Annotated in this window: 12 protein-coding genes and 1 pseudogene; 11 read left to right on the top strand and 2 right to left on the bottom strand. The window is 55.7% G+C overall.

The window, feature by feature from the left end; translation table 11 throughout:
- Nucleotides 1-180 precede the first annotated feature (180 nt).
- The 8 genes from EL26_RS23895 to EL26_RS14735 all read left to right on the top strand — a co-directional run bounded on the left by EL26_RS23895 (nucleotide 181) and on the right by EL26_RS14735 (nucleotide 7,721).
- The gene (locus EL26_RS23895) at nucleotides 181-1,359 is read left to right on the top strand and encodes a WXG100 family type VII secretion target (RefSeq protein WP_052036420.1); all 1,179 of its coding nucleotides are present in this window, start codon (nucleotides 181-183) and stop codon (nucleotides 1,357-1,359) included.
- Between the two features lie 46 nt (nucleotides 1,360-1,405).
- The gene (locus EL26_RS26735; RefSeq protein WP_476688971.1) at nucleotides 1,406-1,882 is read left to right on the top strand and encodes an immunity protein Imm33 domain-containing protein; all 477 of its coding nucleotides are present in this window, start codon (nucleotides 1,406-1,408) and stop codon (nucleotides 1,880-1,882) included.
- Nucleotides 1,883-2,085: 203 nt separating this feature from the next.
- On the top strand, nucleotides 2,086-2,658 hold the full coding sequence (locus EL26_RS14755) for a hypothetical protein (protein WP_038090420.1): 573 nt from the start codon (nucleotides 2,086-2,088) through the stop codon (nucleotides 2,656-2,658).
- Nucleotides 2,659-2,770: 112 nt separating this feature from the next.
- A complete protein-coding gene (locus EL26_RS25550; protein WP_161780738.1) occupies nucleotides 2,771-2,920 on the top strand; it encodes a hypothetical protein in 150 nt (49 codons plus the stop codon).
- 364 nt (nucleotides 2,921-3,284) lie between these two features.
- Entirely contained in the window at nucleotides 3,285-4,043 is a 759-nt protein-coding gene (locus tag EL26_RS14750) for a sensor histidine kinase (protein ID WP_052036419.1), read from the top strand.
- 1 nt (nucleotide 4,044) lies between these two features.
- Nucleotides 4,045-4,482: a hypothetical protein gene (locus EL26_RS14745; protein ID WP_038090417.1), complete on the top strand. Its 438-nt coding sequence runs from the start codon at nucleotides 4,045-4,047 to the stop codon at nucleotides 4,480-4,482.
- 114 nt (nucleotides 4,483-4,596) lie between these two features.
- A complete protein-coding gene (locus EL26_RS14740; protein WP_052036418.1) occupies nucleotides 4,597-6,684 on the top strand; it encodes a sensor domain-containing protein in 2,088 nt (695 codons plus the stop codon).
- Between the two features lie 119 nt (nucleotides 6,685-6,803).
- The gene (locus EL26_RS14735; RefSeq protein WP_038090413.1) at nucleotides 6,804-7,721 is read left to right on the top strand and encodes a copper amine oxidase N-terminal domain-containing protein; all 918 of its coding nucleotides are present in this window, start codon (nucleotides 6,804-6,806) and stop codon (nucleotides 7,719-7,721) included.
- Nucleotides 7,722-7,771: 50 nt separating this feature from the next.
- Here the strand turns inward: EL26_RS14735 and EL26_RS25545 are convergent, their stop codons facing one another.
- The gene (locus EL26_RS25545) at nucleotides 7,772-7,927 is read right to left on the bottom strand and encodes a hypothetical protein (protein ID WP_161780737.1); all 156 of its coding nucleotides are present in this window, start codon (nucleotides 7,925-7,927) and stop codon (nucleotides 7,772-7,774) included.
- Nucleotides 7,928-7,964: 37 nt separating this feature from the next.
- Between EL26_RS25545 and EL26_RS26475 the strand changes: the two are divergent.
- Nucleotides 7,965-8,102: pseudogene (locus EL26_RS26475) on the top strand (hypothetical protein); the annotation flags it as partial.
- A gap of 52 nt (nucleotides 8,103-8,154) precedes the next feature.
- On the opposite strand, the gene EL26_RS26225 reads toward EL26_RS26475, so the two are convergent.
- On the bottom strand, nucleotides 8,155-8,817 hold the full coding sequence (locus EL26_RS26225) for a TetR/AcrR family transcriptional regulator (RefSeq protein WP_038090411.1): 663 nt from the start codon (nucleotides 8,815-8,817) through the stop codon (nucleotides 8,155-8,157).
- 164 nt (nucleotides 8,818-8,981) lie between these two features.
- On the opposite strand from EL26_RS26225, the gene EL26_RS14725 reads away from it, so the two are divergent.
- On the top strand, nucleotides 8,982-9,962 hold the full coding sequence (locus EL26_RS14725; RefSeq protein ID WP_038090409.1) for an aldo/keto reductase: 981 nt from the start codon (nucleotides 8,982-8,984) through the stop codon (nucleotides 9,960-9,962).
- Between the two features lie 154 nt (nucleotides 9,963-10,116).
- Entirely contained in the window at nucleotides 10,117-10,998 is an 882-nt protein-coding gene (ilvE, locus tag EL26_RS14720; protein WP_038090407.1) for a branched-chain-amino-acid transaminase, read from the top strand.
- Nucleotides 10,999-11,134: the final 136 nt, after the last annotated feature.

The raw sequence follows: 11,134 nt of genomic DNA, 5'->3' as shown, positions 1-11,134 counted from the left end.
GCGCGGCGGTGGTCAGACCGGCGAGGGGAAACATCCACTTTTTCACTCTCTTCACTCCTTGGGTGTTGTTGTTGATACAGGCATTATTTAGTATATCGGAAATATTAATGAAGTTCTATAATAGATCGATTCTTGATCATTATTGAAGGTAAAATTTAAAATGGGGGAGAATGAGGTGAAATGATGTTACAAGCAGACCCCCAAAATCTGCGCTATGCGGCATTTCGTTTTTCCGCTGGAGCCACTGAACTTCGCAGGCTTGCCAGTCGAGCAGTCGGGTACAAAACGGAACTCGTCACGACAAATTGGAGAGGGACGGCCTCTCAAGCGTTTGACCCAAAAGCGGAACTTCAAGCCGGCTACCTCCGAAAAACCGCAGATGCCTTGGAAAAAGCGGTTTCCGCCTTGAACCAACTGGCCAATCACATCGACAGCATCGTGGACTTGCGAAGGCGGGCGGAGCAGTTTGAGCAAGCGAGTTGGGAATACGGCGGGGATTCGATCGACGAGTTGCACCACCGCCAAAACCTCGCCCGCCAAGCGGACTCCTTGCGTCAACAAGCCGATTGGGAAGCGAATCAAGCGGATGCAGCGGCTGCCAGTCAAATCCATGCGATTTTGACTCTGATTCCTGGGATTGGCGATCTGTTGAATCAGCACCATGAGATGCCGACAACCACTCTGGCTTACATAAAGCGTCAAGATGATATCCACGAGACGTTGGTCGAAGCGATCTTCCAGTATTACAAGTTGAAGCAATCCGAGGACTGGTCTGACGCAGAACGTTCCGAGACGGCCTCGCAATATTTGATCGACACAAACAAGATGAGCAGCCAAGATCTGTACAACATGCTGGAACAACTGCTGTCCGACGATGAACGTGCCGCACATTATCAATCCCTCGTCCAAGACCCCAACTTCGATGCCGACGCGTACTTGGAGAATGATGCAGGGTATAAAGGGTACGTGTTCGAACAAGCCTTCCAATCCGATAGCCCCGGCAGCACGGCCATCGCAGGAATCCAATTCGCCGTGTTTACCATGAAGGCGCTTCCGCCTAAATTTCAGGCGGACTGCGTGGAAAATAATGGTGGATTCGTTTCAGGAGAGAACATTGAAGAAGTAGACGAAAAAGCCGATCTATTAACAGCTTCAAATGCAATATCACGGACAGACTATGCAAAGCGTAGACGAAAAACACCAAGTGATGAGATACGGAAACAGGTAAATCCAGAGGGTCCCAAACTTGTTCCTGTTTACGGGTATCCAGTTGAGAAATTAGAGGCAGATCACATTTACCAGACAATGTTAGGGAGGAAATGCTACAAGCTGAGAGAATTGCGAAAGAAGCGATCCTAGACGCAATCCTGAGAGGACTTAATAAAAAGTGATACGTACGACAAGAATGATTGGCAATCAAACGATTGTTGTGACATGTGAAGATTTTCTAGAACCACAAGCCGAATGGCTGTTAGACCTCATTGAAGGGATCGGACATACTCGTTCCATCCATGATGGAATGAAAATACAAGTGGGGTGGACGATTCTTTCAGCCGTTGAACAAAACGGTGTTATGAAACTCGTAGCTCCAAATTATGAGACGAACCCGTTTACCGAAGCGACGGATGACCTTACCGTATCTCTATCGGTTCAGCTTGCACAGAATCATGTGCTTACGAAATTGAATGTAGAGGGAGAAACCTCTCTCTTCCAAGACAAAATCATCGCAGCCAAAGGAGCAATCGATCTGGAACGTGTCTATTTGGAACGTTCTACACATCAAACAGAAGGCGATTCAGGCTGGTACTTGGGTCCTGTTGACAATTCNACAATTCCGACGAGAACCCTGAACTGGAGGCCTATTACATCTACCAGTTGCTAAAAATCCGACCTTCCTTACTGAAAGCATTAGCGATACCACGAGGGTATCTGGTTGTATTCGAATAAGGAAGACATTGAAGCAGTTGTCGATGAGAACGATCAAAATATTTGGGGATAGTGTGACCGTAAAGCAAATCCCCGCCCCGCCGCAAAAATGAGTGTTCCCCCAAAAACTGCACATCCTACTCTCAGGAGGGGATGTGCATGGCAAGAGGCAGAGCCAGAAAAACCATCGGCATCACGTTGATGATCGCAGGACTGCTGCTCGCCGGGTACGTAGGCTTGACCTACTGGCTGGAGCATCGCAACGAACCGCCGAGCACCCCGGCCCCGCCGGAGCAGAATACTCCGGCAGCGTCGGACATCTCCGTGCCCGGCGTTCCCGCCGGATGGACCAAGACGCCGACGGGCAATCCCGGCATCTGGTCGGGGGTGGACTACACCAACCCCGCCGATCCGAAGCAAAAAGTCAGCTACGTCTACTCGCTTTGCATGGGCTGCGTGATGGAACCCGACCCGTTTGCCAAAGGCCAAAACGTCCCCGACCCGCTGGTCGCCCTGCCCAGCGACGCGCTCGACAAGCGCGTGGCGGACGATCACTTGAGCGCCACGTACACGCTCAGCACCAAACCCTATCCCACCTACGGCAAAATCAAAGTGGAGAAGGACGAGAACGGCGACTACAAAGGCTACTCCACCCTCGAAGTCACGCTGCCGCCAGACGACCAAGCACTCACGCAAAAAATTCTGAACGGCGGCAAAGACCCCGGTTCCTAAAAAACTCTCAGCTCCGCGCGGAGCCGGGAGTTTTTTTCATGGCAGAAGGAGGGAAATTTTTCAATTCCATTGAAGAGTTACGTAAGTAAGAAGTAAGGAGGTCAGCCATCTCGTGTTTGAACCGCTTTTCTTACAACTGCTTATCGTCTTGTTGCCCAGTATCGCGTTTCAGTTTTTGCAATTGCAGAGAGGAATCCCGAAGATCGTCTTCCACTCCCGGCGGATCGCAAGCCTGATCTGGGGTGGAACGGCGATGCTATGAGTGACGTTTGCGCTCGATGCAGGGAATGAGTACTATTGGGATTTGCGCTTTGCCCCGCTGGTGTTGGCGTTTCTGTATTCGGGGTTGGGCACAGGTCTGATTTCAATGGTGTTGTTTTTGCTGTACCGCGTGTTCGTGGTCGCGGGGCACTTTTCCGACGTTGCGATTCTGGGCACGATGGCCGTGCTGTCTGTACCCGCCTATGTCGCATGGCGGGGGCGCATGCAACGGTTGAGCAGCGGTTGGAGAATCGGCGTGTCGATCTTGTTGGCGCTCTTCGGAAGCGGCGTGACGTCGGCGTTTTTTTTTCTACTATCGCGAAACGAATCACCTGCCGTCGCCCCATCCTTGGTTGTATCCCCTCTTGATCTTGTTCGTCGTGGTGGGCGTGGCGGTCAACTGCGTGTTCGCCGAAGCGATCATCAAAAAAGTCGGGGTCGAAATCGAACTGCAACGCGTGGAAAAAACCGGCGTGATCAGCGAACTCGCCGCCTCTGTCGCGCATGAAGTCCGCAACCCGCTGACGGTGGTGCGGGGGTTTTTGCAACTGTTGCAAGAGCGGGTGCAAGGCTATGAGCGGGACCGCCAGTACATGAGTTTGGCGCTTAGCGAATTGGACCGGGCGGAGTCGATTTTGGGCGAGTACCTGTCGTTTGCCAAGCCGCAGACGGAGCGGATGGACCGTGTGGATGTCACGCAGTTGGTGGAGAGCACGTGCCACATCGTGCTGCCCTTGGCGAATTCCACGGGCGTGAAGTTTGCGTGGGACGCGGAGCCGGGGCTGGCGACGCGGGGAGACCGCAGCAAGCTGCAACAATGCCTGCTCAACCTCACAAAAAACGCCATCGAAGCGACTGCGTCCGTCTCGGGAGGCGAAGTACAAGTGGTCGTGGACAAACAGTTGAATTTCGTGCGCATCCGCGTCGTGGACAACGGCTGCGGCATGTCCGACGAACACCTCCAACGCCTCGGCACGCCCTATTATTCCATGAAGGAAAAAGGAACCGGTCTCGGCCTCATGACCACGTTCCGCCTCGTCGAAGCGATGCACGGCAAACTCAAATTCCACAGCAAACCGGGCACCGGCACGACGGCGGTGTTGCTGTTTGAAAGCGAGGAGTGACATGGCGAAGTCCCAGAAACAAAAACGGAAACAGAATCCAAGCAACCCCCGCATTCTCCCCGCAGGCCTTGGCAGCGGACTTTTTCTCGGGCTGGCGTTGACGCTGGCGAGCCGCGTTTCCGGGTACCCGCTCGATACCGTCCTGCTCGATCTCTCGTACGTGCCTGTGCTCTCCAACTTCAACACGCTGTTCGTCCAATGGGCGGCACATCTGCTCGTCGCGCTCGTCGCGGCGTGGGTGTACGCCAAACTCACCGCCCGCCTCGACGTTCGCAGTCGGCGGCTCGGCCTCGTCTACGGAGTGCTCGTTTCTTCGATCTATTTCGTCCTCGCTCCACAAGCGGCGCCGGAGTTGATGACTCCTTTTTCTTGGGAAGCCTATCTACTTTGGGTTGCTTTTCACATGTTGTATGGAATTGTTTTGGAGAAACTCCTTTAAAAAGGGTCTTATTTTTCACCCAAGATAAATTTCATTTCATATTATGGTGTGGTATGATTTGAAGTGAGAGAACTTGCATTTGATTGGTAAGGGGTTAGGGAAAGGGGTTACGCCATGGACGGGGGAAGAAAGGCAGGCTATGGTGTGTTTGGAACCCGAGACGAGCGCTTTCGGCTGATCGTCGAAAATGTAACCGACATGATCGCCGTCTTGGACAACGAAGGGACGATTCTCTACGCGTCGCCTTCCCACACGCAGGTGTTGGGGCGGGACCCGGCGTTTTACGAAGGCGTTTCTTCGTATGAATTCATTCACCCAAATGACGCACACAGCGTGCGCGACTTGATCGCCCGCATGCACATCACCAAAGAGCAGGCACAAATCGAATTTCAATTCCAAAGCGAGTTTGGTTGGAAGCAAATTGAAGTCCGCGGAATGCCGGTGCTGAGCGATGTGGGGGACATCGACGGCTTCGTGATCGTCGGACGCGACATCTCGGTGCGCAAAGAGGCGGAACGCCGCCTCGAAGAAAGCGAGCAACGCTACAAATCGCTCTACGAACAGAATATCGACGCCGTGTTCTCCTATGACACCGAGGGGAAGTTCATGGGAGGCAACCCTGCTTGGGAAGCGTTGACCGGCTATTCAGAAGCAGAACTGACAGGGAACGGCTCGACACATCATCTGATCCCAGCGGAAGACTTTGACCGCATCAACATGCATCTGCAAAAAGCTCTGCGCGGGGAGGCGCAGTTTTTTGAGATGACGTTTTTGCACAAACAGGGGTATCGCGTGCACGCGAGCGTCACGAACGTCCCGATCCTCGTCAACGAGCAGATCGTCGGCGTGTTCGGCATCGCCAAGGACATCACGAAACGCAAACGGGACGAGCAGATGATCTACCACCTCGCCTACCACGATCCGCTGACCAACTTGCCGAACCGCCGTCTGTTCCTCGACCGGCTGCAGTACGCCTTGGAAGACGCGCGCGAATCGCAGCAGAACGTGGCGGTGCTGATGCTCGACCTCGACCGCTTCAAAGTGGTCAACGAATCGCTCGGGCACGCCATCGGCGACCAGATTTTGCAGGAAGTGGCGGAACGCTTGCACAGTTGCATCGCGCCGGAGCACACGGTGGCGAGACTGGGCGGCGACGAGTTCGCGCTGTTGATGCCAAGCCTGCTCGATCCGGATCTTGCCGTGGAGACGGCGCAGCGCATCCTCAACGCGTTCACACCGCCGATTCTCGTAGCGGGCTACGAATTCCATATCACCGCCTCGATCGGGATTGCGATCTTCCCGGAGGACGGCTGCGACGTGAACACGCTGCTCAAGCACGCCGACACCGCCATGTACATCGCCAAAGACCAAGGCAAGAACAACTTCCAACTCAACCGGGCGGGCAAAAACAAGCAGGTCTTTGAATACATGGAGTTGGAAAACGACCTGCGCAAAGCCCTCGAACGCGAGCAGTTCGTGGTCTACTACCAACCGCAAATCAACATCAACACCGGATTCGTGATCGGCGTCGAAGCGCTGGTGCGCTGGCAGCATCCCGAGCGCGGTTTGGTGTCTCCGGCGCAGTTTATCCCGCTGGCGGAAGAGACCGGCCTGATCGCCCAGATCAGCGAATGGGTGATGCGGGAAGCGTGCCGACAAGCCCGGCAATGGCAAGTGGAGAAGTCGCAATATTTCAAGGTATCTGTTAATCTCTCGTCCAGCCAGTTCCAACAGATGGATTTGGTGGACAAAGTGCGGCGGATTCTGCAAGAGACGGAGTTGCACCCGCAGTACCTCGACTTGGAAATCACGGAGAGCATCGCGATGCACAACATCGATTTCGTGATTGCAAAACTCAAGCTCTTGGAACTCTTGGGCGTGCACATCTCCATCGACGACTTCGGCACGGGATTCTCGTCGCTGAGCTACCTCAAGAAATTCCCGATTCACACCCTGAAAATCGACCGCTCGTTCATCCAAGACATCACGACCGACCCGGACGACGCCTCGATTGTGACGGCGATTCGCTGGATGGCGCGCAGTCTCAACCTCGACGTGGTCGTGGAGGGTGTGGAAACCCACGAGCAGTTGGAGTTTTTGCGCACGATCGATTGCGACAAAGTACAGGGGTATTTCTATTGCAAGCCGGTGCCCGCCCGCGAGTTTGAGCGGCTGGTCACGCTCGGAGAACTGATGATTTGAGTGAGAGCCCGCGAGCTTGGACAAGCCGCGGGTTTTTTTCGACGTAACAGGCAGGGAGTGGCAGAGCAGGGGACGAATGGAGTAGAGACAAAGACTCATTACGTTGTGGAGGTCTTGTGATGAAAAAAAGTATCCGTCCCGTCCTTGGGGCGTTCCTGACGGGAGCGATGCTGTTGACGTTGTGGTCAGGCGGCACAGCGACGGCCGCGTCCAACATTCGCGTGCTCGTCGACAACAAACCGGTGCAATTGTCGTATCCGGCTGTGCTGGATCGCGACCGCGTGCTCGTTCCGTTGCGCGGCGTGGTCGAAGCGATGCACGGCGCGGTGCAGTGGCTGGAAGCCGATCAAACGGCGCAAGCGTCGCTTGGCGGGCGCAAGGTCTGGTTCCCGATCGACTCCACGACGATGGGGTTGAATCTGGGCGAAGGCACACAGTGGAAAACGATCGACGTCCCCGCGCAAATTCGAGACGGTCACACGATGGTGCCGCTGCGGGCGCTCTCCGAGGGTCTCGGCTGCAACGTCGGATGGGACGGCGCGACGAATACGGTGAGAGTAACGGCTCCGTCGAAAAGCGATGATCCGACGATTCCGGGCACATCCGGCGGAAACGACAATCCGGACGCAAACGGGAATCCCGGCACCACTCCGTCCACGCCGACTCCGGTCGATCCCAACACCGGGTCTGTGATCTCGCAAAGCCTGCCGGTGACCCAAACGCTCGGCAACGTCGACGTGACGGTGGTCTCGATGGAAGTGCTGGCCACGGAAACGATGTTCCGCATCCGCATCGACAACAACAGCACGATGTCGACCAGCCTGTTGGCAGGCATGTCGACGATGAAACTCAGCAACGGCAAGACGATCAAGCACCTCGGGGCGCACATGGACCCGAATCTGTTCGGCAGCGTCGAGCCGAACAATTCGCTGGAAGGCTACATCGCGCTGCCGGGCATTCCGACCGGCAACTCGCTGCTGTTGACGACGCAGTTGTACGGCAACCGCCAACCGCTGGTGTTCCCGATCGCCTTTTAGCCGACCTCAGCAAAAAGTCTCCTGCACCCAACCGGGCCAGGAGACTTTTTTTAGATAAAGCTGAGCGCCACGATGGCGACGGAGAGATGGAAGAGGATCTTGAACCAGTCCTTGTGCCGCGTCTGGTTCAGCAATTGAAACGTGGTATAGCCTGAATGGGCGAAGATGACCAGCCAACAGACCTTCAGAACAATTCCCGGCACCATAAACATCGCTCTCCCTCCTTGGTGAGGATAGTAGGAGATGAGTATGCGGGAAATCGGCACGGTATGCCTTTCTGGGTACAATGAGAGAAATGAGCGAGAGGCGGAGAACGTCCTCAACACCGTGTTGGAACTCGGCATCACCTTGATCGACACCGCCCGCGGCTACGGACTTTCCGAGGAGCGCATCGCCGGCACCGCCGGCAACGGGTTCTTTTTGGGATTCGCTCTTAGGACAAGCTCCTCGAAATCTTTTGCGCGAGATACTCCAACTGCTCCAGCATCTCTTCTTCTTCCATCCCCTTGCGCACGTCGGGGGAGAACAGTTGGTGTTTCTTCACCTCGTAGTAATCGAACAGCGCGTTGCGAAACGACAGGTTGTGCTCCATCAAGAACGCGGGGGTCAGCAAGTCGCGGAACATCTGCTCATCTTGCAACAGCAACAGAGTCGGGTTCAACTTCGGAAACAGCCCGGCTTCCATTCCTTCTTCGTACAGGCGCCGCAAGCGGCTGTTTCTCCGGTGGATCGCGCTTTTGATCTGCTCCAGCATCTCCGGATAGACGTCGCGCAAGTCGCGGTGGAACGCTTCCGACCCGTACGCGGTGATCAACAAGGTTTGCCGGAACGCCCGTTGGAAGCGCTGAACCAAGGTCTCGGAATCGTCGGTGCGCAGTTTCGTGTCCGCGTCGACGATCACTTCCACATAGGCGTCTACGAGATGCTGAATGATCTCGTCCTTGGACGAGAAGTATTTATACAGAGTCGCTTTGGAGATGTCCATCATCTTGGCGATCTCGTCGGTGCGCAGTTGTTGAAAGCCTTCCTTTTTGACATGGGTGATCAGTTTGCCGGCGAGTTTCCGCTTTGCATCTGGATCGTCATATCGAGACATGACCGCAATCCTCCACTTCGTAACCTTCCTTTCAGTATAGCAGAAACTTCATAGGTCGAAACAAAATAGACAAAGTAGACTAAAATAACGAAAATAGTTTACTTCGTTCAAGTCCCGTGGTAGGATATCTTCAAAACCACCCCTGAACAGAGAGGACGATCCTTATGAAAAAACGACACCTCGGCAAAAGCGGTCTCGAAGTTTCCGCTGTCGGCCTTGGCTGCATGAGCATGTCTCCCGATTACTACGGCGCGGCGGACGAGCAAGAGTCGATTCGCACCTTGCACTTTGCGCTCGACATCGGCGTGAATTTCTGGGACACCGCCAACGTCTACGGCGGCGGGCACAACGAGAAACTCCTGTCCCAAGTGTTGCGAGAACGCCGCGATGAAGTGGTGCTGGCGACGAAGTTCGGCTTCGTGCGCACCGAGCAAGGCTTGGTCGGCGTCAACGGAAGACCTGACTATCTCAAGGAACAGTGCGATTTGAGCCTGCAACGCCTCGGCGTCGATCATATCGATCTCTACTACTTGCACCGCGTCGATGCGGCGGTGCCGATTGAAGAGACGGTCGGCGCGATGGCGGAACTCGTGCAAGCGGGCAAAGTCCGTCATCTCGGACTCTCCGAAGTGTCGGGCGCCACGTTGCGCCGCGCGCACGCCGTACATCCGATCGCGGCTGTGCAATCGGAATACTCGCTGTGGAGCCGCGACATCGAAGCGGAAGTGTTTCCGGCTTGCCGCGAACTGGGCGTCGGCATCGTGCCGTACAGCCCGCTCGGACGCGGCTTCCTGACCGGCCAGATCAAGAGCCCGGACGATTTCGCACCGGACGACTTCCGCAAAGGACTGCCGCGCTTCCAAGGCGAGAACTTCCAACTGAACCTCGATCTCGTCCGCGAACTGGAAGCGATGGCGCAGGAGCGCGGCGTCAAAGCGTCGCAGCTCGCCCTCGCGTGGGTGCTCGCGCAGGGCGACGACATCGTCCCGATCCCCGGCACGACGAAGCGCGCCAACCTCCAAGACAACGCGAACGCCGCCGATCTCGTCCTCTCGCCGGACGACCTGCACCGCATCAACGCCATCGCGGAAAAAACCGCAGGGCAGCGCTACGGCGAGTACGCGTTGAAATTCACCAACTTGTAGTCCCGCTTCGAATCCCTCAGCACTCAGCATGATGAAAAAAGCCCGCTGCCGCCCGTCGCGCACGGGCTTTTTTTGTTATAATGTTCTGTAACAGAATACAGAGACATTTACGTTGGTTGGTAGAGTGTTTTTAAAACGGGAAGGGTGGAGAAGCATGAGCGAGTCGTTGATCTATTTGGATGGAGAGTTTGTTCCGAAAAGCAAGGCGGTCGTTTCGGTGTTTGACCACGGATTTTTGTACGGCGACGGGATTTTTGAGGGGATTCGCTGCTACTCGGGCAACGTGTTCTGTCTGCATGAGCACATCGTCCGCCTGTACGAGTCCGCGAAATCAATACTTCTGAACATCCCGTTGAACCCGGAAGAGATGTCGGCGGCGGTGGTGGAAACCCTGCAAGTCAACCGCATGTCCGACGCGTATATCCGGTTGATCGTATCGCGCGGTGTGGGCAATTTGGGGCTCGACCCGTCGTCGTGCGCGAAACCGACGGTGATCATCATCGCGGAACCGTTGAACCTCTTCTCGGCGGAACTGTACGAAGCGGGCCTCAAGATCGTCACCGTTCCGACCCGCCGCAACATCCCGGACGCGCTGAATCCGAAAATCAAATCGCTCAACTACCTCAACAACATCTTGGTCAAAATGGAAGCGGCCCGCGCCGGTTGCGCCGAAGCGCTGATGCTGAACCAAGACGGTTACGTCTGCGAAGGCTCCGGCGACAACGTCTTCCTCGTCAAAAACGGCAAGATCGTCACTCCGCCGACCTACCTCGGCGCGCTCGAAGGCATCACGCGAAACCTTGTGATCGAACTTTGCGCGGAGCTGGGGATTCCGTGCGAAGAGAAGCCGTTTACACGCCACGATGTCTATGTCGCGGACGAAGTGTTCCTCACCGGCACCGCCGCCGAGATGATTCCCGTCATCGAAGTCGACGGCCGCCAGATCGGCAAGGGTCAACCGGGCGAACTGACCCGCCGCCTGACCGAAGCCTTCCGAGGCGTGACGTCCACGCGAGGCACGAGAGTCCCGCTGTAAGAGGTGTCGCCACCTGATCGAGGCTTTCCGAGGCGTGACGTTCACGTGCGGCACGAAAGTCCCGCAATATGAGGAACCGCCTCCCGAAAGACCTCCTCCCAAGCACACCCTTCACTCCCGGCGGGAGGCACCCCAT

The organism is Tumebacillus flagellatus, from assembly GCF_000714935.1.
Classification (GTDB): domain Bacteria; phylum Bacillota; class Bacilli; order Tumebacillales; family Tumebacillaceae; genus Tumebacillus; species Tumebacillus flagellatus.
Note: the sequence above shows the minus strand (reverse complement) of the source record. Positions and strands in the feature narration are given on the sequence as shown.

Excerpts from the sequence above, each read along its gene's own strand:
- EL26_RS14740 (WP_052036418.1), top strand. The coding sequence starts at position 4,597 with ATGGACGGGGGAAGAAAGGCAGGCTATGGTGTGTTTGGAACCCGAGAC.
- EL26_RS23895 (WP_052036420.1), top strand. The coding sequence starts at position 181 with ATGATGTTACAAGCAGACCCCCAAAATCTGCGCTATGCGGCATTTCGT.
- EL26_RS14725 (WP_038090409.1), top strand. The coding sequence starts at position 8,982 with ATGAAAAAACGACACCTCGGCAAAAGCGGTCTCGAAGTTTCCGCTGTC.
- EL26_RS26225 (WP_038090411.1), bottom strand. The coding sequence starts at position 8,817 with ATGTCTCGATATGACGATCCAGATGCAAAGCGGAAACTCGCCGGCAAA.
- EL26_RS14745 (WP_038090417.1), top strand. The coding sequence starts at position 4,045 with ATGGCGAAGTCCCAGAAACAAAAACGGAAACAGAATCCAAGCAACCCC.
- ilvE (WP_038090407.1), top strand. The coding sequence starts at position 10,117 with ATGAGCGAGTCGTTGATCTATTTGGATGGAGAGTTTGTTCCGAAAAGC.
- EL26_RS14735 (WP_038090413.1), top strand. The coding sequence starts at position 6,804 with ATGAAAAAAAGTATCCGTCCCGTCCTTGGGGCGTTCCTGACGGGAGCG.
- EL26_RS14755 (WP_038090420.1), top strand. The coding sequence starts at position 2,086 with ATGGCAAGAGGCAGAGCCAGAAAAACCATCGGCATCACGTTGATGATC.
- EL26_RS25545 (WP_161780737.1), bottom strand. The coding sequence starts at position 7,927 with ATGGTGCCGGGAATTGTTCTGAAGGTCTGTTGGCTGGTCATCTTCGCC.